Raw genomic sequence first — 25,769 nt, 5'->3', positions numbered from 1 at the left:
CCGGGCGCACGCGTCCGGCCCCGCCCTGGCCGGCGTTCCGCGCCAAGCGCCCTGTCCGCTCCCCCCGCAAGCGACGAACGAAGAGGATCATCGTGAGCATCCCCACCGCAGCCGGTGACGTGCAGACCGCCGTCCCCACCCCGGTGCCGCCCCGTCGGCCCGGAGCCGCGAAGACGACGAAGCGCCGCCGCTCCGGCGTCAGCAAGCCCGTCCTCGCCCCGATCCTGTTCGTGAGCGTCAACGCCGTCCTGTTCGTGGTGTTCTTCGTGTGGCCGGCCGTCATCGGCCTCGGCTACTCGTTCACCGACTACAACGGCGTCGTCGACCCGAAGTTCATCGGGTTGGCGAACTACTTCGAGCTGTTCGCCGACGACACCTTCTACGCAGCCCTCGGGCGCACCTTCCTCTACGCGATCGTCGCCGTCCCGCTCGGCTTCGTCCTCGCACTGTCGATGGCGCTGATGCTGACGAGCCCGGCGGCGAAGGGCCGCAGCGTCGCCCGCATCGTGTTCTTCGTGCCGTGGCTCATCTCCCCGATCGTCACCGGTGTGATCTGGCGGTGGATGTTCGGCGAGAACTTCGGCCTGGCGAACTTCGTCATCGAGTCCCTCGGTGGCAAGGCCGTGCCGTGGCAGTCGAACGCCGACCTGTCGCTGCTCGTGGTGGTGTTCGCCACCGCGTGGGCCGGCGCCGCCTTCAACATGCTGCTGTTCGTCGCCGCGATCCGGAACGTGCCGCAGTCGTACTACGAGGCGGCGTCCCTCGACGGGGCCGGCGCCTGGCACCAGTTCCGGTACATCACGCTGCCGAGCATCGCGCCGACGTCGTTCATCGTGATCCTGCTGTCGTCGCTCGGGGCGTTCAAGGAGTTCGCCACCATCCAGGCGCTCAACGGCGGCGGACCCGGCACCGACAACAACCTGCTCGTGCAGTACATCTACACGAACGGGTTCCAGAACGCCCACATCGGCTACGCGAGCGCGGCGTCGATGGTCCTCATGCTCATCCTCATGGCCATCGCGCTCATCCAGCTGGCCGTGAACCGTCGGACGGAGGCCCGTCGATGACCGCCACCCTGCCCAGCACCCCCGGCGCACCCGCAACCGACAACACGACCAAGAGCAAGGGCAAGGGCACGACCAAGCGCCTCGACGGCCCGCCCCGTCCGAAGGCCATCGCCGCCACCGCCCTGCTCTGGGTCTTCATCATCGCCTTCGGCTTCCCGGTGCTCTGGTTCGTGCTGAGCGCCTTCAAGCCCGGCGGCGAGCTGTTCTCGTACCCGCTGACCCTGCTGCCGAAGAACTGGTCGGTCAGCGGCTTCACCGAGGCGTGGGCGAGCTACGACTTCGCCCGCTACTTCGGCAACACCGTCATCGTCGCGCTGGTCACGACCGTGCTCACCGTGCTGGCGAGCGCCGCCACCGGGTACGCCCTGGCGAAGTACGACAACAAGTGGCTCAAGGTCTTCTTCGTCTGCATCCTGGCGACGACGATGCTGCCGACCGAGGTCATCCTCGCGCCGACGTTCATCGTCATCCGCGACCTCGGCATGTACGACTCGTTGGCCGGCATCATCGTGCCGTCGGTCATCACCGCCACCGGCATCTTCATGTTCCGGCAGTTCTTCATCACCGTGCCCGACGACCTGGTCGAGGCCGCGCGCATCGACGGTGCGAGCGAGTTCGGGATCTTCTGGCGGATCATGCTGCCGATCTCCCGGCCGATCATGCTGACGCTCGCGATCTTCTCGTTCCAGTGGCGGTGGAACGACTACATCTGGCCGCTGCTGGTGCTCAACGACCCGCACCAGTTCACGATCCAGATCGCACTGCAGAGCATCGTCGGGGCCGAGAACGTCAACTGGACCGTCCTGCTCGGCGCCTCGGTGATCTCGATCATCCCGCTCGTGCTCATCTACCTGGTGTTCCAGAAGTACGTGAACGGCGCGGACCTCAACGCGGGACTCAAGGACTGATGGGGTTCCTCGACGCGGTCGGCCCGGCCGCGGACAGCGCCGTCGCGCGCCTCCGGCTCGCCGACGACGATCCGGCTGCGCTGCAGCACCGGGAACTGATGGCGCGTGCCCTCACCCTGGTCGGGGCGTGGGTCCGGAACGAGCGGACGGGAGGCCCGGGTCGCCTTCCCGACGACGACCTCGCCACCGCGCACGGCTGGGTCCGGCACCTCGCGGCCCGGCAGTCCCCCGGCGGCACGTTCGTCGGCGGCGACAACGTGCTCTCCCCGCCGGACTCGGCGTTCACGGTGAACGACGTCTGCGACGCCCTCGAACTGCTCGCGCCGTACCGGGCGTCGGTCCCGGCTGCCGCGGTGCTCGCCGACGACCTCGACCGGATCGTGCACCGTGCGACGCCGGCGCTGCTCACCGGTGGCGTGCACACGCCGAACCACCGGTGGGAGGTCTCGGCCGCGCTCGCCCGGATCCACCGACTGCACCCGGCACCGGAGCTGGTCGAGCGGATCGAGGAGTGGCTCGCCGAGGGCGCGGACATCGACGCCGACGGGCTGTGGTCCGAGCGCAGCCCGAACTACGCGGCGGCCGTCTCGTGCCCGTCGTTCCTCGTCCTCGCCTCGGTGCTCGACCGCCCGGAGCTGCTCGACCCCGTCCGCCGGTCGCTCGACGCCACCCTCGCGCTGCTGCTGCCCGACGACACCGTCGAGACCGTCCAGTCCCGCCGCCAGGACCAGTCGCAGGCGTTCGGCATCGGCGCGTTCGCTCCCCTGCTCTGGCACCTGGCCGTGCTCGACGACCGCGCCGACCTCGCCGCCGTCGCTGCCCGGGCCGCCGTCGCCGAGACGTGGCAGCCCGGCGCGGTCGCAGCCCGCGCGATGACGGATCCGCTGCTCGCCCGCCCGTTGCCCGTCGGTGCGCCGCTCGAACCGGCCGTGCACTCCTTCGCCGACGCCCGGCTCGTGCACGTCCGCGAACAGGACCGCAGCGTCGTCCTGTTCGCCGGGTCGGACGTGCCGTCCCAGGGCCACGTCCGATCGGGCCTGGCGAACAGCCCCACGTTCCTGCGGGTGTTCGCCGGCTCGGTCGTGCTGTCCGACGTCCGGCTGTCGCGGGAGTTCTTCGGGCTCGGACCGTTCCGTCCGACGTCGCTGGAGTCCCTCGGCGACGGGCGGTACCGACTCGTCGAGACCGTGTCCGCCGGCTACCACCAGCCCTTGCCCGCCGCGGCTCGACGGACCGACGGCGCGTACACGCTCGGTGACGAGGGCCGGTTCTCGGCGTCGATGTCCTTCGGTGCGCGCGCGGCCGACACCGTCTCCCTCACCACGACGGTCGACGTCACCACCACGCCGGACGCGGTCTCGCTCGACGTGACGACCGAGGCCGCCGACGTGCCGTGGTCGCTCCAGCTGACCTTCCGCGGCGGGGGTACGTTCACCGGTGTGAGCACCGACGCCGCGACCGGGGAGACCGTCCTCGCCGACGGGACCGGCACCTACCGTGTCGGCGACGACGCCGTGTCCTTCGGGGCCGGCAACGGCAGCGGCCCGACCCAGCCGGCGTTCTACGCGCCCGGACAGGACTACGCGTTCCTCGGCGGCACCGACCGACCGGACGGCGAGCACGTCCACGTGACCGGGCGCTCCCCCGGCACGACGCGCATCGTGATCGGCACCGCTCGATGACCCTCCCCGGCGTGGTGCTCGTCGGTGCGCGTGGGTACGGCCTGCACCACCGGGCGAACATCGACCGGCTCGTCGCCGCGGGGGTCTGCACGCTGACCGCTGTCGTCGACCCCACGCTGGGCACCAGCACCGACGACGGGGCGGTCGTCGTGGCCGACGTCGTGGCAGCGCGCGACCACGGCCCGGTCGACGTCGTCGTCATCGCTGCCCCGATCGCCGCGCACCTGCCGCTGGCGCTCGCTGCCCTCGAGGCCGGTGCTGACGTCCTGCTCGAGAAGCCCCCGGTGACCACCCGCGACGCGCTCGACACCCTGCTCGACGCCGAGCAGCGCACCGGCCGCGTCGTGCAGGTCGGGTTCCAGAGCCTCGGGTCCGAGGCGCTGCCGGCGTTCCGTGACGGGTCGCTCGTCGGTTCGGTCCGGTCCGCTGCGGCCGTCGGCACGTGGACGAGGAACCAGGCGTACTGGGACCGCTCCGGGTGGGCCGGTCGGCGTCGGGTCCAGGGCGTCGACGTCCTCGACGGCGTGGTGACGAACCCGCTCGCCCACGCGGTCGCGACGGCCCTGGCGCTCGTCGGCTGCCGTCGGGCGTCCGACGTCAGGCGCGTCGAGGTCGAGCTGTTCCGGGCGAACGACATCGAGGGCGACGACACCTCGGCTGTCCGGGTCACGACCAGCGCCGGGCTCGAAGCCACCGCCGCCCTGACCCTTTGCGCTCCGTCCGAGGTCCTGCCGACCGTTCGGGTCCGCGGCGCCGCCGGGAACGCCGTGCTGCACTACACGGCCGACGAGGTCACCGTCGGCGACACCACTCGGACCGTCGGCCGGACGGACCTGCTCGAGAACCTGCTCGCCCACCGGTCCCGCGGCGACGAACTGCTCGTCCCCCTGGTCTCCACGGGTGCGTTCGTCGAGGTGCTCGAGGCCGTCCGTGTCGCCGAGCCCGTCCGCATCGACCACCCCTGGGTGACGTGGGAGGGCGAGGGGCCTGCCCGTCGTCCGCTCGTCGCCGACGTCGAGGCGATCGTCGACCGCGCCGCCGACGCACGAGCGTTGTTCTCCGAGGTCGGCGCGCCCTGGGCCCACACCGCCCGCGACGAGGTGCTGCAGGTCCTGCGCGTCGACGGGGCCCCGGTGGCCACGGAACTCGACGGCTCCGGGACCATCGCGACCTCGTCGCCGCGTCCGTACCTGCACCCGGTGCGGACCCTCGGCGGCACCCTCCTGAGCGCCGACCACCCGGCCGACCACGACTGGCACTGCGGCGTCGGGGTCGCGATCCCGGACGTCGACGGCGTGAACTGCTGGGGCGGCCGCACCTACGTGCACGGTCCGGGCTACGTGTGGCGCGACGACCACGGCCGCGTCGACGTCGTGCGCGCCGAGCAGCACCCCGCTCCGCACGGTGGCGGCACGGTCCAGGAACTCGTCTGGCGCGGGCCCGACCACACGGTCGTCCTGCACGAGGACCGCACCCTCGCCTGGCGCGCCGTCGACTCCGGGTGGGAACTGACCTGGTCGTCGTCGTTCCGAACCCCCGGCGACGCCGTCGTGCACCTCGGCGGTCCGGGCAGCAACGGCCGGATCGGTGCCGGGTACGGCGGGTTCTTCTGGCGCTTCGCCGACTGCACCGACGTGGTCGTCCGAACCGCTGACGCGCAGGGCGAGGCGGCGGTGCACGGCTCGGTCGCGCCCTGGGTGGAGTGGTCCGCGGTGTTCGAGGGAGCGCCTGCGACGATCCGGCTCGAAGCGCTCGACCACCGCGATCCCTGGTTCGTCCGGGCCGCCGAGTACCCGGCGATCGGTTCGGCCCTCGCCTGGCGTGCGCCGGCGCTCGTGCACCCCGGTGTCCCGCTCGTCCGGTCCTACCGCGCGACGATCACCGACGGCGCGACGGTGGACGACGGAGCGACGATCGCCGACGGTGCGACGCCGGGCGGCAATACGCTGGACCGATGAGCACCGCAGACTGGGAAGCCCGCGTCGCCGCACTCTGGGCCGACGACACGATCGACGACCAGCAGCGCATCGACCGCATGCGCGAACTCGCCGACGCTGCGCCGCACCCGGCCCTCGGCGCGTTCGAGCTCGGCGGCGCGAACGACTCCGGCGGCCACGAGGCCGAGGCCGACGTCCACTACGCAGCCGCCACCGCAGCGGGACTCGCGCACGTCGATCCTGCCCGGGCTGCGCAGATGGTCGTGCAGCACGCCTCGACCCTGCGGAACCTCGACCGCGTCGACGAGGCCATCGCGATGCTCCGCGACGCCCCGGAACACCCGTCCACCGGTGCCGCGCCGAAGGTGTTCCTCGCGCTCGCCCTGCACAGTGCGGGCCGTCACGACGAGGCGCTCCGTGTCGCGATCGAGGCCGTCGAACCGACACTCCCCCGCTACCACCGCTCGGTCCGCGCCTACGCGGCGGCCCTCACCGAATGAGTTGCACGAGCCGGGCGGCGGTGACGACCCGGCTCGCGGGGACGCGGACGTCCCTCCCCGTCCGGTCGCGACACCCGAATCGCGGCGGGACGAGCTGCGGGGCAGGACAGGAAGGAAGCGTCGACGCTCGACTGAGGCCCAGAGAGGCGCTCCCTCCCCACGGGCCGATCGTGCTTCGACCACTTGCGGATTCGGGTTCCGTTACCTCGCACAGCATGCGCCTGCACGGTCTGAACCGATAGGGGCAGTGCCCGATCAGCCGGGATCGGCGGTCAGGCGTTCCGTCGCTGCAGCGCTTCTACAGCCTTGCCGAGCAGCCAGTTGACGGCCCAGCACAGCACGCCGATGACCGGCAGTGCGAGGATCACGAGCGTCCAGAGGACCTTGACCACGAGCGTGCGCCGACGGTCACGCCAGACCTGCACGAGCGCGAGGACCTCGAGGGCCAGCATCAGCAGGAGCACGAACACGTGCGACTCGGACAGGTCCATGAACACAGTGCGATCCCTCCGTGGCGGCCGCTGCCGCGCAACGAACCGACAGTAGGGCCGACGCCGCCGCCCACGCCACCTCCCGTCCAGGTGTCACCGCGCCACCGTTCCCGCACCCGCAATGTCTCGCCACTCCCGCGAACGGGCGAAATACCCCGGCCGGTCAGCTCCTCACCCCGGCATTTCGCCCGCTCGCGCGAGCGGGCACTCATATTCCACCGGATGCATGCGAGTTGCGGCATGCGACCGCGAGCGGGCGAAATGCCCGGGTCGCGGGGCGCGCAACCCCGGTATTTCGCCCGCTCGGCGTCCAGCGCGCGCCGACCGGGCGAGCGAGCAGGCCGACCGGGCGAGCGAGCAGCCCGGCGGGACGCGCGCGGGCAGGCGGGCAGGCAGCCGCCCGTGGGCGGGGCCGACGCACGAGGCGCGACCGCGGGGCTGACGGGAGGCGCGGGGCGGGCCCGCACCGGGCCTCCCGTCCGTCAGCGGCGACTGTCTAGGGCCGCGCGCCCTCCTGCGGGACCGCCTGCGCGACCGGCAGCGAGTCGCTCGTCGTGCGGAGCGACTCCTGCCGGATCTCGAGCTGCGTGACGGCGAGGGCGGCCAGGTCGTGCAGGTTGGCGAGGTCGGCCTCGGTCGCCTGCCGCGGCTTCGTGTCGAGCACCGCGAGGGTCCCGATCGGAACACCGTCGTGCCGCACCAGCGGCACGCTCACGTAGAACCGGATGCCGAGCGCACCGGTGACGAGCGGGCTGTGCTGCATGTCGGGGTGGATCGACCCGTCCGGGATGACGACGGGGACCGCGACGGGCGCGAAGCCGTTGCCGAAGTTGATGTTGCGCGCTGCTTCGTCGACGCCCTCGGCGATGTACGACTGCGACCAGGCGCGGTCCTCGTCGAGCACCTCGACCAGGGCGATGGGCGCGTCGAACAGGCGGGCGGCCATCGCGGTGGTGCGGTGCAGGGCCTCGTCGGGCAGGGTGTCGAGCGTCGCCGGGCGGGCCGTGTCGGCGTCGGCTCGCGGCGCACCGGCAACGGCGGTCGGAGCCGCGGCCGTGGTGTCCACGACGTGGTCGGTGCCGGCGGTCTCGGTCATGACGACGTCGCGCAGCATCGCGACCAGGTCGGCGCCGGCGGGGCGCGCGGCCGGGTCCTGCGCGGTCATCGCACGGAGCAGCCGCTTCCAGTGCTCGGGCAGTGGCTCGGGCACCACTGGGTCACGGGACAGCCGAGCGACCGCGGACTCGACGAGCGAGCCGGGGAACTCGCGGCGGCGGGTGAAGCACTGCAGCAGCACGAGGCCGAGCGAGTAGACGTCGCTCGGGCTCCCGACGTCACCGCCGCGGGCCTGCTCGGGGCTCAGGTAGGCAGCGGTGCCGGTGGTGACGCCGTCGGCGGTCATGCGTTCGACGCCCGCGGCGAGCGCGATGCCGAAGTCGGTGAGCCGCGCACGGGCACGGTCGGAGTCGTGGCCGTAGTCGACGAGCAGGATGTTCGACGGCTTGATGTCGCGGTGCACGACGCCGTGGCTGTGGATGTAGTGCAGCGCCTCGGCCATGTCGTAGCCGATCTCGGCGATGTGGCGGGAGGCGAGCGGGCCGACGGCGAGGCGTTCCTCGAGGTCCTGGCCGACGACCAGTGCCATCACGAGGTACCGCTGGTGGGTGCCGTCGTGGCCGGTGACGACGCCGGTGTCGAGCAGGCTGACGAGGTTGTGGTGCTCGAGCGAGGCGAGCACGCCGAGTTCGGCCTCCTGCCGGGCGATGTCCACCGTGCCGGCGTGGAACACCTTGACGGCGACGGGGCGGTGCAGGCTCTCGTCGATGCCCCGGTACACGACGGACATGCCGCCCTGGCCGATGGCGTGTTCGAGTCGGTAGCGCCCGTCGAGCAGTGGGGCCGCGGACTGGGTGTCCTCGGTCGGACTCATCGAACCTCGTTCTCGGTGCGGGCAGGCGTCGGTGCATCCTCCCATCCCGACGGGGATCGTGGGGGCCCGCGGCGTTCTCCGGATGGACGGCGCCGGCGTGCGCGGCACGTCAGACCGTCACCGCCGGTGCGTCGCCACCGTGCTCACCCGCAGGTCCTCGAACGTGCTCGTGAACCCGGCACCGCCGAGCGAGATGAGCCCGATCCTCGGCGCGCTCCCGAGGTCCGCCGTCCAGGTCCCGCCTCGGACGAAGTGCCGCCCGTCGACGCTCGTGTAGGCCGTGTACCGGTGCTCCCCGCCGGCGACCCGGTGCACGATCCGGAGCGTGGTGGTGTCCCCGACCGGTCCGACGACCGTGTTGCCGTAGCTCGGCGCCCCAGCCGGTTGCCCGGACACCTGCTTGCCGAACTCCGTCTGCCGGGTGTTGAAGATCGAGTTCGACGTCAGCCGGACGTAGTCGCCGTCGTCGCCCCACACGATCAGTCCGCCCTGCACGTAGTTCACGCCGTCGCCGGTGGCGGGGGTGTCCACCGCGACGGTCGTCTGGAGCACGTAGTCGCCCTGCGGCGCCGGTTCGGACAGGACCGAGGCGAGTGGCGTCGCCGGTGGGTGGATGTCGGCGTCCTGTGTCTGCCAGCGGAACGTGCCGCCGCCGACGGTCCAGGTCGAGCGGTCGGGTTCGCGGGTCCAGCGGAGCGCCGTGGGGAGCGTGGTCCCGTCGAACGACGTCGACAGCGCGCGGATGGTGCGTCCGGGCACGTCGACGGGTGCGGTGGTCGCCCGGTAGGTCGCACGCTGTCCCGGCTGTGCGACCGGCCCCGGCTGCACCGTGTCGGACGGTCCCGCCCCGCCCCGCACGACGGGCCAGCCGTGCCGCCAGTCGAGCGGGTCGATGAGCGCCGGCCGCTTCGTGTACGTCGGCTGCCCCGCGTAGTACGGGTCGCCGCGGTCGACCGCGTGGTAGATGATCCAGTCCTGGCCGGCGAGATCGGTGACCACGGTGTTGTGCCCGGTGCCGACCCAGCGGTTGCCGTTCTGCGCGAGGAGGGGTGTCCCGCCGACCCGGGTGCTCGTGATCGCCACCCCGTCCTGGTCGGTGAAGGGTCCGAGGGGGCTGCGCGACCGGGCGACGAAGACGCCGTACCCGGTCAGGGCGCCGTTGCAGCAGTTCGTGGCGGAGCCCGTGAAGTACCACCAGCCGTCGTGGCGCATCAAGTACGCGCCCTCGTACCGGTTGTCGATCGCGATCTGCCGCTCGCTCGCGGGGTCGGAGCGGAGTCCGTCGGCGCTGAGCGTGCGGACGTTGACGCCGCCGAAGTAGCTGCCGAAGTACAGGTACGTGGTGCCCTTGTCGGTGATGACCTCGGGGTCGAACGCCCAGCGCGCCCCGGTGCCGTTCGCGGCGGTCTGCGGTGCCACGACCGGGCCGCCGGAGTCCTTCCACGGACCGGTCGGGCTCGAGCTCGTCGCGACGCCGACCGCGGATCCCCCGCCGGTCGGTGCCGATGCCGAGGGCGTGTCGGACGCGGCGTAGTACAGGTACCAGGTGCCCGCGCGACCGCGGTCGCCCGCGCGGTACACGACGTCCGGCGCCCAGATCCCGTTGGCGGACCCCACCCACGCCGGTCGCGTCGGGAACGCGTCGTTCACGTACGTCCAGTGCGTCAGGTCGGTCGACCGGTAGGTCGGCACACCGTGCTGCACGAGCGACCCGTCGGCGTTCTGCTCCGTCGCCGTCAACGCGTCGGTCGTGCAGTACAGGTACCAGTTGCGGTCGCGCCCGACGCCGCGGATCGCGGTCGGGTCGGCGCAGCTCGCCGCCGTCTCGCCGTCGGGCAGGCTGAGCGCGACCGGGTTCCGGTGGGTCGGCGCCGCCGCGCCGTGTCCCGAGCCGCTGTGTCCGGTGGTCCGGTCCGCCACGGGCGTGGACGCCGCGGCGGGGCCGACCGGGAGGCCCGTGGCCGCGACCGCCGTGAGCGTCGCGACGGCGAGGATGGTTGCGACTGTTCGGCGCACGGGGTCCTGCTCTCATCGTCGAGGAAGGGCTGCGTGCGCGAGCGTACGCTCGCGGGCAGCGGACCGGGACGGTTCCGTCCGGTTCCGCGCGACGAAGGAGTCAGCGATGCCCGCGAGGTTCGTGTACTGGATGAACGTGTCGATCGACGGCTTCGTCGAGCGTGACGAGGGCGAACTCGGCGACGTCGAGGGGCCCGAGTGGATGCGGATCGACGAGCCGCTGCACCGTGAGTTCAACGCCCGCGCCGCGGCGATGACCCTGTCCGTCGAGGGGCGGGTCGTCCGCGACATGATGGACCCGTTCTGGCCGGACGCCCGCACCGACGAGTCGATGCCGGCGTTCATGCGCGAGTACGGCGAGGTCTGGACCGACCAGCCGAAGGTCCTGGTCTCGCGCACCCGGACCAGCGCCGACCACAACACCCGGGTCATCGGGGGCGACGACGCCATCGCGCAGCTCGCCGTCCTGCGTGAGGAGTCGGAGGGCGACATCGGCGTCGGCGGCCCGAACCTCGCGACGCAGTTGCTCGACGCGGGGCTGCTCGACGAGCTGTTGCTCTACACGCACCCCGCGGTGCTCGGCGCCGGTCGGCCGCTGTTCGACCCGCCGGCGACGGGCGTGCGACCGCCGGTGCTGCTGGACCTGCTCGAGCAGCGGGAGTACCACAACGGTGTCACGCTGCACCGCTACCAGGTGCTGCGGTAGTCACTCCCCCGAGGGCCCTGGACCGAAGATGACGAGTCGCCAGGCGCTCGGCCGGTCGCTGTCGAAGTCGTTGAACGCGACGCTGTCGACGTCCTTGCTCGATGACAGTTCGATCTGGTGCGGGCTGTCGCGGCAGTCCATCGGATCGAGTTCGATGCTCTGCGATCCGCCCGGCAGCACCGTCCGCACGATGCCACGCATGTGCCCGTTGCCGTAGCAGGAGAACTCGAGGTGGTCGATCGTCCGGGAGTCCGGGAACTGCACGCGGACGCCGGGCTCGAGATGGGCGGGGTCCTCGTCGCCGGGGCTCGTGTCGGCGCTCAGCACCCCGAGGACCGCATCCTCGGTCTCGGTCCTCGCCTCCTGCTGCGTCTTCCACTTGGCGAGCGCTTGCTCGTCGACGGGCGGCGCCGACGTGCAGCCGGCGAGCAGGGCCATGACGGCGAGCGCCGGCAGGACCAGGGCGGGGAGGTGTCGCACGGTGCGAGCTTAGCTACGCCTGGGTCAGTCGATGCGTGTGCAACGAGCGACGTCCCACCTGTCGATCGACAGGTGGGACGTCGCAGGACGCGTGCGCAGTCAGTCGGGTCAGACGTCGCGTCGACGTGCGACCGTCAACGCGAGTGCACCCACGACGAGCACCTCGCCCGCCAGGACACCGAAGCCGCCCCAGCCGTTCAGGACGATGTCGTCCTGACTGGCTTCCTGGCCGTCGTAGGAGTACGCGAAGAGCTGGCTGCCGGCCTGGTCGGGCAGGAACTTGAACACGTCACCGATCCACTCGGCGTTCAGCAGCCCGGCCACGAGCGACAGGATCACCGGCAGCACGAGCAGGATGCCGAGCGTGATCGCGATGCCACCGGCGCTGGACCGGACGAACAGCCCGATGCCGTAGGCGAGCAGCGCGAGGAGCGTCACGTACACCGACGAGCCGAGGATCGGCATGAACACCGACGGGTCGCCGATCTGCGGGCTCGTGCCGTCGGAGGCCAGGAGCAGCGCCGACAGCACCACGCCGATCCAGGTCGACACCACGCTCACGACGAAGGTCGTCAGCGCGAGGACGGTCGCCTTCGCGAGGATCACGCCCGTGCGACGGGGGTCAGCGGTGAAGGTCGAGCGGACCTGACCGGTGCCGTACTCGCCGGTGATGATGAGCACGCCGAGCACACCGACGACGAGCGCACTGAGCGAGACGCCCGTGGTGTTGATGCTCACGAAGCTGCCGTTCGCGACGTCCTGCGGGGAGTTCGCGGGCAGGTCGACGAAGGCGCCGAGCAGCCCGGCCATGCCGATCGTCAACACGGCCAGGATCGCGAAGCACCAGATCGTCGACCGGATGCTGCGGAGCTTGATCCACTCGCTGCGGACCAGGTGCGGGAACGACAGGCGGACCGAGTCCGGCACGGAAGCCGAGTGTGTCCGGGTGACGGGCGGGGTGGTGGCGCTCATCGGGTGCCCTCCGATCGGTACTCGACGTCGTCGCGGGTGAGGGCCATGTAGGCCTCCTCCAGGCTCGCGCCGGTCGGGGTGAGTTCGTGCAGTGCGACCCCGGCCTGGGCGGCGATGTTGCCGACCGTCGGTGCGTCGGGACCGACGACCAGGAAGGTGCCGTCCTCGCGCGGGGTGACGGTCGCGTTCGGGCCGATGGCCTGGAACAGCTGGTCGGGCGACGGCGTCCGGACGATGACCCGGCTGCCACCGCCAGCGGTGCCCGGTGCGACTCCCCCACCGGCGACGAACTCGGCGATCGGGGCGTCGGCGAGGACCTTGCCGCGGCCGAGCACGACCACGCGGTCGGCGGTCTGCGCCATCTCGCTCATCAGGTGGCTGGACAGGAACACGGTGCGACCGTCGGCGGCCATCCGGCGGGCGAGCTGCCGGACCCACAGGACGCCGTCGGGGTCGAGGCCGTTGACGGGCTCGTCGAGGATCAGGGTCTTCGGGTCGCCGAGCAGTGCGGCAGCGATTCCCAGACGCTGCCCCATGCCGAGCGAGAACCCGCCGACGCGCTTCTTCGCGACCGACTCGAGGCCGGTCATGTCGATGACCTCGTGCACGCGGGCCTTCGGGATGCCGTGGGTCGCCGCGAGCGAGAGGAGGTGGTTGTAGGCGCTGCGGCCCGAGTGGACCGCCTTCGCCTCGAGCAGGGCACCGACCTGTCGGAGCGGGTCGCGGAACGTCGTGTACGGCTGGCCGTTCACCGTCGCGCTCCCCGCCGTGGGCCGGTCGAGGCCCATGATCATGCGCATCGTGGTGGACTTCCCGGCGCCGTTCGGCCCCAGGAAGCCGGTCACACTGCCGGGTCGGACGACGAACGAGACGTCGTCCACGGCGGTCTTCGGACCGTACTGTTTGGTGAGGTGGCTGACTTCGATCACGGCGGCCACGCTATTGCAGCGGTGTCCGGCGGCGCGTCCGTCGGAAGGGGGATGTGTCAGGTGCCTGGGGGCGGACCCGCTCGGCGTAGCCTGTCGCCGTGAAGCAGGCACAGGACGACGGACCGTTCTTCCACGGCACCAAGGCCGACCTCGAGCCGGGCGACGTGCTCACCGCAGGCTTCCGGTCGAACTACCGCCCCGAGGTGGTCATGAACCACGTCTACTTCACGGCGGTCTCCGACGGCGCCGGGCTCGCGGCCGAGCTCGCCGCCGGTGACGCCGAACCGCGGGTCTACGAGGTCGCGCCGACCGGTCCGTACGAGGACGACCCCAACGTCACCGACAAGAAGTTCCCCGGCAACCCGACCCGGTCCTACCGCAGCACCGAACCGGTGCGGATCGTCCGCGAGGTCACCGACTGGCCCCGACTCACGCCCGACGCGCTGCGCCTCTGGCACGAGCGCCTGGCCGCACTGCGCGCGAACGAGCGCGGCGAGATCATCAACTGAGCCGGCTGGCGGACGGGAGGCGCGGGGCGGGGCCGCCACGGGCCTCCCGTCCGCTTCGCCCTGGTCTCAGGGCCCCGAACGCGCCCTGCGGACGTCAGCGGCTGAGCGCGTCGCTCGTCGTGACGGTCGCGAAGCTGCCGTCGAGCGCCGCCATGAAGGCGGCGTGGACGCTCGCACCCGGGACGGTGACGCTCCCGGAGGTCAGGTCCGGCGCGGCGCACGCGTCGGCGACGACCGTCGCGGTGAAGCCGAGTTCGTGCGCGGCCCGGGTCGTCGAGTCGATGCACATGCTGCTCATCATCCCGACGATCGTGACCTCGTCGACTCCGGCGTCGGTCAGCAGTTCCTGGAGTCCGGTGCCGATGAAGCTGTTCGGCTCGTGCTTCTCGAGGACCGGCTCGCCATCGACGGGCGCGACCGACGGGTGGAAGTCGAGGCCCGGCGTGCCCGGCACGAAGAACGTGGCGTCGGGGTCGGTGGACACGTGGAAGACGTGCACGACCAGGTCGCCGGCGGCGCGGGAGGAGTCGAGCACGGTGCGGGCCGCGGTGGCAGCGGCCTCGGGTTCGACGAGGGGGAAGGCCCCGCCCGGGAAGTAGTCCAGCTGGATGTCGACGAGGAGCAGCGCGCGGGTCATCGGTTCAGTATGGCGGGCGGCGGGCTTCAGGCCGGGCCGTGTCCGGGCTGTTCGTCGCCGGGATCGCGGGCGAAGGCGAGGCTCTCCGCGATGATCGAGAGCACGATGTCCACCTCGTGGTCGTCGCGCGGCCCGTAGACGAGGAACTCGGTGCCGTGGTCCTCGTACTGGTGCGGGGTCGCCCACCCGAGAGCGGTGAGCTCGACGCCGCGCGCCGCCGGCAGGCACAGGTGCACCGAGGTGTCATCGACACCGTGCAGGTGCACGGGTTCGAGGCGCCCATCGGGAGCGAGCGACGTCCACGGCACGACGTGGTCGGCACGGTCGCGGAGGAACAGTGCGCGCGACGACGCCGGCGAGACCTGACTGTGCCCCTCGACCACGTCCGGTAGTGCCAGTGCGTCCGCGACGAGTCGTCCCCACCGCTCCGGGGTCGCGCGGTCAGTGAGCTGACGCTGTGGCCCGTCGTCGGACACGGACGGGCGGACACCGGGGCGAGGTGTGGAGATCACCGTTCGACGCTACCGGCGCGCTCCGCCGCCGCGGGTCACGGTTTCGCGCCGTTGCCGAACGCGCCGTGCAGCGTCGTGTCCGCGAAGGCCGTCGTGTCGATCACGGCGCGGACGCGGTCGAGGATGCCCTGGTCCTCCGAGTCCACGCCGATGACGAGCGAGCCGTAGTCGACGCGCATCGTGTACGGGATCGAGGCCTCGAGCCCGGTCACGTGCGGGGTCGCGGCGAGGGTCGCCAGTCCCTGCGCCACCGCAGTGGACGTCGAGATCGGGATCTGCTGGTCGAACGTGCCGTCGTAGTGGACGGTGCTGGCGATGTGCCCCTCGTCCGCCGGCACGGTCAGCGTCAGGGAGACGCCGGTCCACGCCAGTTCGGTGGCCATCGTCGTCGGGACGGCTCCAGCCTGAGCCGGGGTCGCGTCGGGGTCCATCGTGACCGTGAACCGCGATGCGAAGTGGTTCGACGTGACCCACCGGGTGGAGCAGGTCGGGTCCGGGGCGGAGCTGGGGGTGTTCGTGGTCGTCTGCGTCGCCTCGGCGACGGCCGGGAGCGCACGGACCTGTCGGAGGGCGGTGCGCACCTGGCTCGCGACGGCGGGGTCGAGCGTCGGCGCCGGGGTCGGGTCCGGTGTCGGGTCCGGATTCGCTGCCCCCGGTGCCGGCGCTTCGCCGCTCGGACACACCGCCGTCTCGGAGCCGCCCGATCCACCGGACCGCAGCGCGTCGCGTGCCAGTCCTTCGGCCGCCGAGCACGCGGTGAGCGGCACGGTGCAGGCGAGGGCGACGAGGAGTCCGATGACGAGACGAGAGCGCACCGGCCCAGTCTCGCTGCCGCGGGCTGCACGCCGGAGCCGGATCGGCGCGCTGTGTCCCGGGTGCTACCCGGTCGGCCGCCTCAGCGCGACTGGTCGTCCAGGTCGAGCGACGTGGTCAGTTCCGGGAACGCCCGCGCCTGCTCGATGAGCTGCTGCGCCTTCCGCACGACCCCCTCGACGCTGTCGGCACCGGCGACGAGGCGCACCGGTGGTGCGGACATCTCGGTCAGGGCGAGGAGCGTCCGGGCGAGCTTCGCCGGATCGCCGCTCTGCTTGCCCTCCATGCCGCGGAAGAACTCCTTGGTCTGGTCCGACGAGGACCGGTAGTCGTCGAGGTGGACGTCGCCCCAGAAGGTGGAGCTGCCTTCCGCGAGCAGGTCGGTCCGGAAGAAGCCGGGCTCGACGACCGTGGTGTGGATGCCGAACGGCAGGACCTCGTCGTGCAGCGCTTCCATCCACCCCTCGAGCGCGAACTTCGACGCGGCGTACGCGCTCCCACCGGCACCGGCGACGATGCCGGCGGTCGAGCTGATGCTGATGACCCGACCGGAGCCCTGCGCCCGCATGACGGGGAGCACCGCGCGGGTGACGTTCATCGCACCGAAGAAGTTCGTCTCCATCTGCGCGCGGAACTGCTCCGCGGAGACCTCTTCGAAGAACCCGCCCTGGAAGCTCCCGGCGTTGTTCACCAGGACGTCGATGCGGCCGAACCGCTCGATCGCTGCCTCGACCGCGCTCCGGACGGTGCGCTCGTCCGTGACGTCCAACGCGACGGCGAGCAGCTCGTCGTGCTGGCCGACCGCTGCGACGACACGTTCCGGGTCCCGCCCGGTCGCGACGACGTGGTGTCCGGCGTCCAGGGCGGCGCGCGCGAACTCGGTGCCCATGCCGCGGCTGGTCCCGGTGATGAAGAAGGTCTGGGGTTCGGTCATGCTCCCAGCGAAGACCACTTCCGCGCAACGAGTGAGGCTCTGCCGAAACGGGGTCGAGCAGAACCTCCCTCCCGACGCTCGAGCCGCCCTAGCGTCAGGGACATGGACCCCCTCGTGACCACGACCCCGTCGGCTCCGTCGGCTCCGTCGACCACTCTGGTTGCCGACGACCGGCTGCCGTGGTTCCCGCTCGCACTGCTCGCGGCGATCGGGTTCGTGCTCGTCGCCATGGAGACCATGCCCGCGGGCCTCCTGCCGGTCATCGCGGACGGCATGGGGACGTCCGAGGGCACGGTCGGACTGTTCGTCAGCGCCTACGCGATCGGCACGGTCATCGTCACGGTGCCGGCGATCGCACTCACGCGGGGCCTGCGCCGCAAGCCGTTGATCACGACGGCCATCGCCGTCCTGATCATCGCGAACACCCTCACCGCGTTCGCCCCGAACGTGACCATCGCGCTCGTCACGCGGTTCGTCGCCGGCGCGGCTTCCGGGATCATCTGGGGCATGTTCGCCACCTACGCGCGGCGCATCAGTCCCGCCCGGTTCGCGGGCGTCTCCCTCGCCATCGTCTCCACCGGTGCGCCCGTCGGCTTCGCGCTCGGCACACCGCTCGGGTCGTTCATCGGCACCGCCCTGGACTGGCGCTGGTCGTTCATCGGCCTCAGCCTCGTCGGGGTCGTCATACTCGCGCTGATCGCGGCGTTCGTGCCGGACGCACCCGGCCAGACCGGCACTGCGAAGCTCTCCGTGGTCAGGGTGTTCCGCATCCGCGGCATCGCGATCATCCTCGCCGTCATCGCCACGTGGATGGTCGCGCACAACACGATCTACACCTACATCTCCCCGTACCTGCGGGTGACCGGCACCGACCTCAGCGCCGGGCTCGTCCTCCTCGTCTACGGCATCGCGGCGATCCTCGGCGTCGTGGTCACGGGCGCGCTCCTCGACCGGCATCCCCGGCCGCTGCTGCACCTGAGCGTCGGACTGTTCGTCGTCACCGGGGTCGTCCTGCTCGTCGGCCACGCGTCGCCGGTCGCCGTCCTCGTCGCCGCCGTCCTGTGGGGTGTCAGCTTCGGAGGCGCCTCGACGCAGCTGCAGGCGGCGCTCACCACGGCAGGTGGGGAGAACGCCGACGTCGCCAGCGCCTTCCTGCCCGTCGCGTTCAACATCGCGATCTTCGTCGCCGGGATCTTCGGAGCCGCGCTGTTGACCGTGTTCGACGGACTGGTCTTGGCCGTGGTGATGATCGTCTTCGGGACGGTCGCTGCGGTGCTCACCCTGGTCGGTCGGCGCTCGGCGTTCCCCGCTCGGCTCTAGCGGACGGCCGACGGACGAGACGGCCGCCACGGTTCAACCGTTGACGAGGTCCCCGCCCCACGTCAGGTCGCTGTCCTCGTCGACCGCGAACGCCTCGAACCGGTCGTCGGCCAAGACCGCGTCGACCAGGGCACGTGACCCGGCGACGATCGTCGAGTCCCAGTCGATCTCCGACGCGAGCACCCAGGAGTGGTCTTCCGGCCAGAGCATCTGCGGGGTGTGGGCGAGGTCGACGACCGTCCCGATCCGAGCGCGGTCCAGCCACGTCGGGTCGGCGAGCTGCGGCAGGGTCATCGAGAGGAGGCAGCACTCGCGGTGCGGCCACGGGAAGAGCTCGACGGCGAGTGCGGCGCGGATCGCCGCCTGTTCTCCGTCGTGCACTGCTTGCTGCTCGACGACGTACCGCTGCATCGACTCGATCTCCTCCGCAGTCGGCTCGTCCGGACCCTGCCAACCGACGGCGAGCGCCGAACCACCGCTCAGTTCACCCCACCCGTCCCAGACCGCTGCGACCAGGTCGTCCGGCGTCGACGTGGCCTCGGCCAGGTGCTCGGTGAGCGCAGCGAGCAGGCTCGGCTCGAACCAGCCTTCCTCGGGCGGGTGGACGCGCCATCCGTCCTCGAACACCAGGTCGGACTCGTCGGTCCGGCCGGTCAGGCTCCGCCACTGGACGAGTGGGTGCGCGATGCCGCCCGTTCGCGACGCGACGTCGGACCACCGCCACCGGGCGGACTCGAGGACGGAGTGGTCGTCCCATTCGTCCACGATCGAACGGTCCCCTCGGTCCGCCGACACCGGATGGAGGATGCGCGCGTAGGCGTCGAAGCCGGTTCCGACTGTCCCGCCCACGGTGGCGAATACACCCGCCCGGGCGAGTAGCCAGGTGCCGCGGGAGACGTCGGTGATCAGTTCCACGTGCAGAGCCTAGACACCCACGCGATCGTGGGTCGACTGACGACTCGAGTTGCGGGACAAGGGTGAAGCACGCCAAACTCTTACGCAGTATTTGATAGTTGAAACTTCAGGAGATCAATGTCTGTTCGGCTGAAAACGAAGTCTGCCCTCGGGGGAGTGATCGGCGTCGCGCTCACAGTGTCAGGGCTGGGCGCCACTGGTCCGGCGACCGCGGCGGAGAAACCGGGCGCACAGGACGCTCGAGCAGCGTGGGGCAGCTACCACAAGATCATCAGCAAGACGTCGACTGGAAGCCACGTAGGCTCCCAGAAACTCGCATCGTGTGGATCACGAACCGCCGCGATGGACTGCTCACTCACTCGCGGAAGGACGGCCAACCGCACGATCGGACTCGACTTGGGCGCCTCTCGCGGCTGGGCTGCTGGCCAGTTGAAGATCAGCGCCTCGACCACCCAGAGCGTCTCGGTGACCTGCAGCAAGCGGAAGGTCCCCAAGGGCAAGCAACTCGTCGCGTACCCGGTCGGCGTTCGCTACAAGTACAAGATCCAGAAGCACATCACCGGCGCTGGCAAGGACTACGTGTCGGGCACGTCGAAGTGGCTGTACGCGTTCAATCCTGGCAGCGCACGCGTCTCCTGCGACATCAGGAGCTTCTAGCTAAAGGAGGACGCATGCGCATCACTCTCGTTTCCGTTGCGATCGTGACCACACTGCTCGGGTTGTCAGGGTGCACTTCCGCTCCTGACGTCGCGACCACCGATCTCATCGGCAAGAGCGTCGCGCTGGCCACCGAGCAGGTCCCCTCGGGTCGGTCGTACGCATGGTACGACCTCACCGAGCAGATCCTCCACCGGGAAGGCGACTTGATCGGAGGGGCCGAACCGGATGGCGAAGGCGGCGTGATCGTCGCCGTGTGCGCGGACGCTGAGGCCATCGGACGCACCTCGAGCATCACCACTGGCGCCATCCCTGCCGGCGATTACCACGGACGGATCAAGCGCGAAGCCGAGGCGGGAGCCTTTGACGCACTCCTTCCGGAGTGTCAGCGTCAAGGCTGATCCCGTGCGACTCCGGCCGTCAGGGCCAACCCGGCAGTCAGGCCTCCATCGACGGCCTGGCTGGACGGCCAACGCGCAGCTCGGGGAACTGCTCGTCGCGCCACTCACCGTCGATCGGCGTGCCACTTGCGGCCGCACGCTCCTCGCGCTCCCGCAGCTCCACGCGCCGGATCTTGCCCGAGATGGTCTTCGGCAGCTCCGCGAACTCGACCCGACGCACGCGTGCGTACGCCGGGAGTGCGGTCCGCGCGTACGCGAGCACCTGTTCGGCGGTTTCCGCCGTCGCGTCGAACCCGGCGGCGAGCGTCACGTACGCCTTGACGACGTTGAGCCGGGCGTCGTCCGGCGCGGGTACGACGGCGCTCTCTGCCACGGCGGGGTGCTGCAGCAGGGCACTCTCGACCTCGAACGGTGACACCTTGTAGTCGGACGACTTGAACACGTCGTCGGTCCGACCGATGAAGGTCAGCTCCCCGTCGGCGTCCCGCACCGCGATGTCGCCGGTGTGGAAGAAGCCGTCACGCATCGATGCCGCGGTCCGGTCGGGGTCACCGAGGTACTCGGCCATCAGGTTGACCGGTCGCTCGTCGAGGTCGAGGCAGACCTCGCCCTCGTCGCCGGGCTGCCCGGTGACCGGGTCGAGCAGCGTCACGGTCACACCGGGCAACGCGCGGCCCATCGCCCCCGGGGTCACAGCGCTGCCGGGGGCATTGCCGATGATCGCGGTGGTCTCGGTCTGCCCGTAGCCGTCGCGGATGGTCAGACCCCAAGCGCGTTCGACGCGGTCGATGACCTCGGGGTTCAGCGGTTCTCCGGCCGACACGACCTCGCGCAGTGCCCGAGGGCGCGCACCGAGATCGGACTGGAGCATCATCCGCCAGGCGGTGGGCGGTGCGCAGAACGTGCTCACCTCGGCGGACTCCAGCTGGGCGAGGAGCGCGGCCGGATCGAACCGCGGGGTGTCGTGGACGAAGACGGTCGCCTCGGCGATCCACGGCGCGAAGAAGCAGCTCCAGGCGTGCTTGCCCCAGCCCGGTGAGCTGATCGCCAGGTGCACGTCTCCGGGCCGCAGACCGAGCCAGTGCATCGTGCTGAGGTGTCCGACCGGGTACGACGTCTGGGTGTGCACGACCATCTTCGGCTTCGAGGTCGTGCCCGACGTGAAGTAGACGAGGCAGGGATCGGCGGTCTTGGTGACCACGACCGGTCGCGACTCCCCCGCGGGCGCTGGTTCGCCGAGATCCGACGGGTAGTCCGTCCACCCGTCCGCCGTGCCGCCGATCACCACGCGCGAGAATTCCCCGCGGACGTCGTCGTACTTCGCGGTCTCGCTGCGGTTCGTGACGACGTGTGCGACGGCTCCGCGGTCGACGCGGTCCTGCAGGTCGGCGGTGTCGAGCATCGTCGACGTCGGCAGGATCACCGCTCCGAGCTTGATCACCGCGAGCATCGTCTCCCACAGCTCGAGCTGGTTGCCGAGCATGACGAGCACGTGGTCGCCCTTCCGGACGCCGTGCTCGTGCAGGCGAACGGCCAAACGGTCGGACCGGGCGGCCATCTCCGCGTAGCTGAGCCGCTGTTCCGAGCCGGCCGCGTCGACGATCCAGAGCGCGATGCGGTCGTTCCCGGCCGCGATGACGTCGAACCAGTCGTCCGCCCAGTTGAAGGTGTCGCCGAGGTCCGGCCACCGGAAGGCGGCGCGGGCGGCATCGGCGGACTCTGCGGAGAGCAACTGGTCACGGGCAGCGCGGTACGCGGCGGTCACGTTCGGGTTGGGCACGGACCGATCATGCCGCATCCTTCTGGTCGCCGATCCCGAACAGCCGACGTGCGTTCCCCGACGTGAACGCGTCGCGGGCCGCGTCCGAGGGGAACTGCTGCAGGAACGTGTCGATCTCGGCGGCGGAGGGTCGCTGGAACGGGTGGTCGGTGGAGAACAGCAGCCGATCGGTCGTCGTGACGTCCAGCGCGTGCCGGAGCAGCGTGTGGCTGAGCATGCCCGAGCTGGTGATGTGGACGTTGGAGCGGACGGTGTCGGACACCGTCCGCTCGAGCCCGGCGATCCGCGACAGGCTGTCCGCGCGGTCGAGCCAGAAGAGCAGCAGCTCGCCCCAGTGGCCCAGCACGACCTGCAGGTCCGGGTGCCGGTCGAAGGTGCCGCCGACGATCAGGCGCAGTGCCGCGCGTGCCGCCTCGAGGTGCCACCCCCACCCGAAGGTCGCCAATCCGAGCTCGACCATCGGTTCGAACCCCTCGTACGCCACTTCGCGCAGCTGCTTCGACGGGATCTGCGGGTGGATGAAGACCGGCTGCCCGAGCGACGCCGCGACGGCGAAGAGGTCGTCGTACCGGCGGTCGTCGAGCTGCACCTCGCCCGTCCGCCCGTAGACCATCGCCCCCACGCAACCGAGGCCGGCAGTGCGCTCCAGTTCGGCGACGGCAGCGTCCGGGTCGGCCATCGGCAGGGTCGCGAACGCGCGGAACCGGTCCGGGTGGTCCGCGACCGCGGCGATCGCGATGTCGTTCGCCTGCCGACTCAGCGGGATCGCGTCCGCGGCATCGAGCGGCTGCGCTCCGGGCGGCGCAAGGGACAGCACCTGGACGTCGATCCCCTGCGCGTCCATCGCTGCGAGCCGGGCGTCACCGAGGTCACGGAGCAGCTCGCCGTTGTCGCCGAGTTCGTCCAGCGCCGTGCTCGGGTCGCGGCGGTCGTCGGGCAGGGCGTTGACGGCGTCCGTCAGGGCCGGGTGGTTCCAGTGCTCTTCGATCGCGATCAGGGTCATCGGGGTTCCTCCGTCAGGTCGTGCACCGATGCGTTCGCTCATCGGCGTTGAGTGAACCGTACACCTCGCTCAACGCCGTAGAGTCGGACGCATGGCCGAGACCTCACGCGACGCGAAACGCGCACAGACCGCCGAGCGCATCCGCGCAGCCGCTCGGCGGCAGTTCGGTGCGAACGGGTACGAGGGCACGACGATCCGGAGCATCGCCGCAGCAGCGGGCATCGATCCGTCGCTCGTGATGCAGCACTTCGGGTCGAAGGCGGCACTGTTCGCGACCGCCGTGCAGCTGCCGGCCACGTCGGACGGCGGGAGCGAGCGTGCGGCGGCCGACCACCTGCTCGACGTCCTGGGCATCCGGTTCGACGCGCTCCCCGCCGAGACGGCCGCGCTCGTCCGGTCGATGCTGACGGTTCCCGAGGCGGCGGACACCATGCGCGGCTACCTCGACGAGCGGGTCGAGAACCTGGCGCGCTCTCTCGACGGCGACGACGCCCGGCTGCGGGCGTTGATGACCGTGAGCGGCATCCTCGGCATCACGATCACGCAGCACTTCCTGCGCCTCAGCGCGTTCGAAGGCGCGTCACGTGACGACCTGCTCCGCGCGGCGCAGGGCTGGGTGGAGTCGCTCACGACGGAGGCCGGGGCATCCACTCGCTGAGCCGGGTCAGTCCAGACTGTTCAGCCACGTCTCGAGCCACGGCACGATGTCCGACAGGTCCGCCGTGTCGATCGCGGTCGATGCTGCCGCCCTGGCCGCTCCGGTCGCGTTGAGAGCCAGCGCCGCGGGGACCACCTCGAAGAGTGGGATGTCCGACCGACTGTCCCCGATCGCACAGCACCGCTCGATCGGCACGCCACGGGCCAGCGCGTACCGGAGCGCACGGTCTCGCTTGTCGAACTCGTCGAAGTGCTCCGCCACCGCCCCGTCGTAGGTGCCACCCGTGACCCCGACCCGCGGTCCGCCGTGCGCGACGAACCCGAACCGCCGCGCGAGCGACCGAGTGACCGGCTGCCACGCGAGCGACGCCAGCACGGGGACGACCTGGTGCGTGCGGCACCACGCCACCACGAGCTCCACACCGGGGAGCACCGGTAGGTCGTCGAGCCAGCGGTCCACGGTCGTCGTCGATGCGCCGCGCCAGCCCGCGGCATCGATCTCGCTCACCTGTCGATTCGTGAGCGAGCCGTCGGCGTACCGACGCTCAGCCTCGTCCAGCGCGTCCTGGTGCCCGAATCGTTCCGCGAGATGACTGCTGCTCGAACCGGTCGACACGAGCGTCCCGTCGACGTCGAAGAAGACCATGCCGCGCACCGGCTCCGTCACTGCTCCCGATCCTCCGGCATCGCCGCGCGGATTGCTGCGATCGTGTCTGCGGTCTCGACGTGCAGGTGCGCCCGGATCCCGACCGCCCGCGCAGCCTCGATGTTCTCCGGTACGTCGTCGACGAAGAGGACATCCGCGGGCGCGGCAGCGAGCCGATCGAGCGTGATCCGGAAGGCCTCTGGCTCCGGCTTCGTGACCCCGATCTCGTGGCTGTAGCAGATCGGGTCGAACACGGCCGCGAACCCGAATCGTCGCTCCTCTTCCTGACGGGCGCCGTCACCGGAATTGGACAGGATCGCGAGCGCGACCGTCCCGCGCAGACTGGCGACGAAGTCGAAGAGCGGCTCGTTCAAGGAGCCGCAGTACGCGTCCCAGAAGTCGTCTCGCATCGACGCGAGCACCTCGGCCGAGGCGCCGAGAGCGGCGCCGATCTTCCCCCAGTACTCGTCGTCGACCCCGGTCCGTCGCGCGGCATCGGGCAGGTCGGCGTCCGACAACCGCGAGGAGAACTCCTCGTCCGTCATGCCGAACGCAGCCGCCCACCGCGTGCGGAACTGCCCGGGCCATGCCGCGTCGTCGACCATCTCGAGCACGCCACCGACGTCGAGCAGCAGCCACCGCACCCCACCGCCGGTCATGCGGAGATCCCGTCGAGTCGACGGATCATCTCGAGCTCCCGCTCGTCGGGCGCGAGGACGTACGGCTCGGTCGCCCCGGTCAGCTCGTACCCACGTCGCGCGTAGAAGGCCTGCGCCCGGAGGTTGCGCTCGTGCACGTGGAGTCGGAGCGTGGCGCCGTGGCCGGAAGCCCACGACTCGATGGCGTCGAGCAACGCATCGGTCACGCCGGCCGCACGGCCGCGGTGCGACGGTGCGACGTACACCCCGACCAGCAACGGTCCGGTCGCGGCGTCGGGTATGAACGACCCCATCGCACCGACCCAGCGGCCTTCGGCGTCGATCGCCACGAGCGAGGTCCCCCCGACGTCCTGACCGCGGCGACCCCGCGCACGCCATTCGGTCTCGTCGAGGTGCTCGGCGTCCGCCAGGTGCTCCGCGTAAGCCATCGGGGTGTCCTGGATCATCTCCAGGCGGAGCGCTCGGACGGCTTCCCAGTCAGCTTCGGTCGTCGGTCGGATCGTTATCCCCTGCATGGACCGAGCGTAGGACAGACAGCCGTCGGCGAAACTCGTCCGAACGGATTCCAATCGACTTGGGGCAGGGCGCCGAATCACCTGCACAGACCGGGAACCACCCGGAGCGCTCACCAGCCGCACATTGCTGGTTCTCCACCCTGCACCAGGGTGTGTTCGGCGCGCACACAGCAGCCGCGCCGAGCGCGACACC

The 25,769-nt window shown here is 71.0% G+C and carries 27 protein-coding genes; 11 read left to right on the top strand and 16 right to left on the bottom strand.

Going from position 1 to position 25,769, the window contains the following annotated elements:
* Positions 1–92 precede the first annotated feature (92 nt).
* The 5 genes from EDF48_RS17675 to EDF48_RS17655 are packed head-to-tail and all read left to right on the top strand — an operon-like array spanning position 93 to position 6,094.
* Entirely contained in the window at positions 93–1,067 is a 975-nt protein-coding gene (locus tag EDF48_RS17675; protein ID WP_207895555.1) for a sugar ABC transporter permease, read from the top strand.
* Positions 1,064–1,975 (top strand): carbohydrate ABC transporter permease, encoded by a 912-nt coding sequence (locus EDF48_RS17670; protein WP_243698135.1) that lies wholly within the window; start codon positions 1,064–1,066, stop codon positions 1,973–1,975. Before EDF48_RS17675 ends, EDF48_RS17670 begins: the two co-directional genes overlap by 4 nt.
* A complete protein-coding gene (locus tag EDF48_RS17665) occupies positions 1,975–3,657 on the top strand; it encodes a hypothetical protein (RefSeq protein ID WP_131881656.1) in 1,683 nt (560 codons plus the stop codon). Before EDF48_RS17670 ends, EDF48_RS17665 begins: the two co-directional genes overlap by 1 nt.
* A complete protein-coding gene (locus EDF48_RS17660; RefSeq protein ID WP_131881654.1) occupies positions 3,654–5,615 on the top strand; it encodes a DUF6807 family protein in 1,962 nt (653 codons plus the stop codon). Before EDF48_RS17665 ends, EDF48_RS17660 begins: the two co-directional genes overlap by 4 nt.
* On the top strand, positions 5,612–6,094 hold the full coding sequence (locus tag EDF48_RS17655) for a tetratricopeptide repeat protein (protein WP_131881652.1): 483 nt from the start codon (positions 5,612–5,614) through the stop codon (positions 6,092–6,094). Before EDF48_RS17660 ends, EDF48_RS17655 begins: the two co-directional genes overlap by 4 nt.
* A gap of 272 nt (positions 6,095–6,366) precedes the next feature.
* Here the strand turns inward: EDF48_RS17655 and EDF48_RS17650 are convergent, their stop codons facing one another.
* From EDF48_RS17650 to EDF48_RS17640, 3 genes are all read right to left on the bottom strand, one after another.
* On the bottom strand, positions 6,367–6,585 hold the full coding sequence (locus EDF48_RS17650) for a PLDc N-terminal domain-containing protein (protein WP_131881650.1): 219 nt from the start codon (positions 6,583–6,585) through the stop codon (positions 6,367–6,369).
* Between the two features lie 496 nt (positions 6,586–7,081).
* A complete protein-coding gene (locus EDF48_RS17645; RefSeq protein WP_165932458.1) occupies positions 7,082–8,515 on the bottom strand; it encodes a GAF domain-containing serine/threonine-protein kinase in 1,434 nt (477 codons plus the stop codon).
* 117 nt (positions 8,516–8,632) lie between these two features.
* Positions 8,633–10,531, bottom strand: a complete 1,899-nt coding sequence (locus EDF48_RS17640; protein WP_131881647.1) for a family 43 glycosylhydrolase — start codon at positions 10,529–10,531, stop codon at positions 8,633–8,635.
* Positions 10,532–10,637: 106 nt separating this feature from the next.
* Between EDF48_RS17640 and EDF48_RS17635 the strand changes: the two genes are divergently transcribed.
* Entirely contained in the window at positions 10,638–11,237 is a 600-nt protein-coding gene (locus EDF48_RS17635) for a dihydrofolate reductase family protein (RefSeq protein WP_123294920.1), read from the top strand.
* Here the strand turns inward: EDF48_RS17635 and EDF48_RS17630 are convergent, their stop codons facing one another.
* The 3 genes from EDF48_RS17630 to EDF48_RS17620 form a co-directional block, all read right to left on the bottom strand.
* Positions 11,238–11,717, bottom strand: a complete 480-nt coding sequence (locus EDF48_RS17630; protein WP_131847570.1) for a hypothetical protein — start codon at positions 11,715–11,717, stop codon at positions 11,238–11,240.
* Between the two features lie 108 nt (positions 11,718–11,825).
* Entirely contained in the window at positions 11,826–12,689 is an 864-nt protein-coding gene (locus EDF48_RS17625; protein WP_131847572.1) for an ABC transporter permease, read from the bottom strand.
* Entirely contained in the window at positions 12,686–13,618 is a 933-nt protein-coding gene (locus EDF48_RS17620; RefSeq protein WP_131847574.1) for an ABC transporter ATP-binding protein, read from the bottom strand. Before EDF48_RS17620 ends, EDF48_RS17625 begins: the two co-directional genes overlap by 4 nt.
* A 98-nt stretch (positions 13,619–13,716) precedes the next feature.
* Between EDF48_RS17620 and arr the strand changes: the two genes are divergently transcribed.
* On the top strand, positions 13,717–14,127 hold the full coding sequence (gene arr / locus EDF48_RS17615; RefSeq protein WP_131847576.1) for an NAD(+)--rifampin ADP-ribosyltransferase: 411 nt from the start codon (positions 13,717–13,719) through the stop codon (positions 14,125–14,127).
* Between the two features lie 94 nt (positions 14,128–14,221).
* On the opposite strand, the gene EDF48_RS17610 is transcribed toward arr, so the two are convergent.
* The 4 genes from EDF48_RS17610 to EDF48_RS17595 form a co-directional block, all read right to left on the bottom strand.
* Positions 14,222–14,764, bottom strand: coding sequence for a cysteine hydrolase family protein (locus EDF48_RS17610; protein WP_131881645.1), 543 nt, complete (start codon positions 14,762–14,764; stop codon positions 14,222–14,224).
* 26 nt (positions 14,765–14,790) lie between these two features.
* Positions 14,791–15,276, bottom strand: coding sequence for a luciferase family protein (locus tag EDF48_RS17605; protein ID WP_243692500.1), 486 nt, complete (start codon positions 15,274–15,276; stop codon positions 14,791–14,793).
* A 35-nt stretch (positions 15,277–15,311) separates the two neighbouring features.
* Positions 15,312–16,091, bottom strand: a complete 780-nt coding sequence (locus tag EDF48_RS17600; protein ID WP_243650161.1) for a hypothetical protein — start codon at positions 16,089–16,091, stop codon at positions 15,312–15,314.
* 80 nt (positions 16,092–16,171) lie between these two features.
* Positions 16,172–17,023: an SDR family NAD(P)-dependent oxidoreductase gene (locus EDF48_RS17595; protein WP_131847580.1), complete on the bottom strand. Its 852-nt coding sequence runs from the start codon at positions 17,021–17,023 to the stop codon at positions 16,172–16,174.
* Between the two features lie 102 nt (positions 17,024–17,125).
* Here EDF48_RS17595 and EDF48_RS17590 point away from each other — a divergent pair, with 102 nt between their 5' ends.
* Complete coding sequence (locus tag EDF48_RS17590) at positions 17,126–18,343, top strand: MFS transporter (protein ID WP_131847582.1); 1,218 nt, start codon at positions 17,126–17,128, stop codon at positions 18,341–18,343.
* A gap of 33 nt (positions 18,344–18,376) precedes the next feature.
* Here EDF48_RS17590 and EDF48_RS17585 read toward each other — a convergent pair whose 3' ends face one another.
* A complete protein-coding gene (locus EDF48_RS17585; RefSeq protein WP_131847584.1) occupies positions 18,377–19,258 on the bottom strand; it encodes a hypothetical protein in 882 nt (293 codons plus the stop codon).
* Positions 19,259–19,654: 396 nt separating this feature from the next.
* Here EDF48_RS17585 and EDF48_RS17580 point away from each other — a divergent pair, with 396 nt between their 5' ends.
* Entirely contained in the window at positions 19,655–19,915 is a 261-nt protein-coding gene (locus EDF48_RS17580; protein WP_123936758.1) for a hypothetical protein, read from the top strand.
* 14 nt (positions 19,916–19,929) lie between these two features.
* The gene (locus tag EDF48_RS17575) at positions 19,930–20,316 is read left to right on the top strand and encodes a hypothetical protein (protein ID WP_123936757.1); all 387 of its coding nucleotides are present in this window, start codon (positions 19,930–19,932) and stop codon (positions 20,314–20,316) included.
* Positions 20,317–20,353: 37 nt separating this feature from the next.
* Here the strand turns inward: EDF48_RS17575 and EDF48_RS17570 are convergent, their stop codons facing one another.
* The gene (locus EDF48_RS17570; protein WP_243648985.1) at positions 20,354–22,096 is read right to left on the bottom strand and encodes an AMP-binding protein; all 1,743 of its coding nucleotides are present in this window, start codon (positions 22,094–22,096) and stop codon (positions 20,354–20,356) included.
* 7 nt (positions 22,097–22,103) lie between these two features.
* Positions 22,104–23,099 (bottom strand): amidohydrolase family protein, encoded by a 996-nt coding sequence (locus EDF48_RS17565; protein WP_131881641.1) that lies wholly within the window; start codon positions 23,097–23,099, stop codon positions 22,104–22,106.
* A 91-nt stretch (positions 23,100–23,190) separates the two neighbouring features.
* On the opposite strand from EDF48_RS17565, the gene EDF48_RS17560 reads away from it, so the two are divergent.
* A complete protein-coding gene (locus EDF48_RS17560; protein WP_131847588.1) occupies positions 23,191–23,757 on the top strand; it encodes a TetR/AcrR family transcriptional regulator in 567 nt (188 codons plus the stop codon).
* A gap of 6 nt (positions 23,758–23,763) precedes the next feature.
* Here EDF48_RS17560 and EDF48_RS17555 read toward each other — a convergent pair whose 3' ends face one another.
* From EDF48_RS17555 to EDF48_RS17545, 3 genes are read right to left on the bottom strand one after another with little or no spacing between them, the layout of a single operon-like run.
* Positions 23,764–24,423: a haloacid dehalogenase-like hydrolase gene (locus EDF48_RS17555; RefSeq protein WP_243650165.1), complete on the bottom strand. Its 660-nt coding sequence runs from the start codon at positions 24,421–24,423 to the stop codon at positions 23,764–23,766.
* Positions 24,420–25,061, bottom strand: a complete 642-nt coding sequence (locus tag EDF48_RS17550; protein ID WP_131881639.1) for an HAD-IA family hydrolase — start codon at positions 25,059–25,061, stop codon at positions 24,420–24,422. The genes EDF48_RS17555 and EDF48_RS17550 overlap by 4 nt, the downstream gene beginning before the upstream one ends.
* Positions 25,058–25,576, bottom strand: coding sequence for a GNAT family N-acetyltransferase (locus tag EDF48_RS17545; RefSeq protein ID WP_131847592.1), 519 nt, complete (start codon positions 25,574–25,576; stop codon positions 25,058–25,060). Before EDF48_RS17545 ends, EDF48_RS17550 begins: the two co-directional genes overlap by 4 nt.
* Positions 25,577–25,769 lie beyond the last annotated feature (193 nt).

This window comes from Curtobacterium sp. PhB191, assembly GCF_004346515.1.
In the GTDB taxonomy this organism is placed as follows: domain Bacteria; phylum Actinomycetota; class Actinomycetes; order Actinomycetales; family Microbacteriaceae; genus Curtobacterium.
The sequence above is the reverse complement of the archived record's forward strand: the minus strand, read 5'-3'. Positions and strand labels throughout refer to the sequence as shown.

Coding starts and splice junctions, on each gene's coding strand:
- EDF48_RS17550 (WP_131881639.1), bottom strand. CDS start 25,061: ATGACCGGCGGTGGGGTGCGGTGGCTGCTGCTCGACGTCGGTGGCGTG.
- EDF48_RS17635 (WP_123294920.1), top strand. CDS start 10,638: ATGCCCGCGAGGTTCGTGTACTGGATGAACGTGTCGATCGACGGCTTC.
- EDF48_RS17625 (WP_131847572.1), bottom strand. CDS start 12,689: ATGAGCGCCACCACCCCGCCCGTCACCCGGACACACTCGGCTTCCGTG.
- EDF48_RS17650 (WP_131881650.1), bottom strand. CDS start 6,585: ATGGACCTGTCCGAGTCGCACGTGTTCGTGCTCCTGCTGATGCTGGCC.
- EDF48_RS17565 (WP_131881641.1), bottom strand. CDS start 23,099: ATGACCCTGATCGCGATCGAAGAGCACTGGAACCACCCGGCCCTGACG.
- EDF48_RS17670 (WP_243698135.1), top strand. CDS start 1,064: ATGACCGCCACCCTGCCCAGCACCCCCGGCGCACCCGCAACCGACAAC.
- EDF48_RS17590 (WP_131847582.1), top strand. CDS start 17,126: ATGGACCCCCTCGTGACCACGACCCCGTCGGCTCCGTCGGCTCCGTCG.
- EDF48_RS17595 (WP_131847580.1), bottom strand. CDS start 17,023: ATGACCGAACCCCAGACCTTCTTCATCACCGGGACCAGCCGCGGCATG.
- EDF48_RS17610 (WP_131881645.1), bottom strand. CDS start 14,764: ATGACCCGCGCGCTGCTCCTCGTCGACATCCAGCTGGACTACTTCCCG.
- EDF48_RS17545 (WP_131847592.1), bottom strand. CDS start 25,576: ATGCAGGGGATAACGATCCGACCGACGACCGAAGCTGACTGGGAAGCC.
- EDF48_RS17575 (WP_123936757.1), top strand. CDS start 19,930: ATGCGCATCACTCTCGTTTCCGTTGCGATCGTGACCACACTGCTCGGG.
- EDF48_RS17645 (WP_165932458.1), bottom strand. CDS start 8,515: ATGAGTCCGACCGAGGACACCCAGTCCGCGGCCCCACTGCTCGACGGG.
- EDF48_RS17560 (WP_131847588.1), top strand. CDS start 23,191: ATGGCCGAGACCTCACGCGACGCGAAACGCGCACAGACCGCCGAGCGC.
- EDF48_RS17660 (WP_131881654.1), top strand. CDS start 3,654: ATGACCCTCCCCGGCGTGGTGCTCGTCGGTGCGCGTGGGTACGGCCTG.
- EDF48_RS17655 (WP_131881652.1), top strand. CDS start 5,612: ATGAGCACCGCAGACTGGGAAGCCCGCGTCGCCGCACTCTGGGCCGAC.
- EDF48_RS17665 (WP_131881656.1), top strand. CDS start 1,975: ATGGGGTTCCTCGACGCGGTCGGCCCGGCCGCGGACAGCGCCGTCGCG.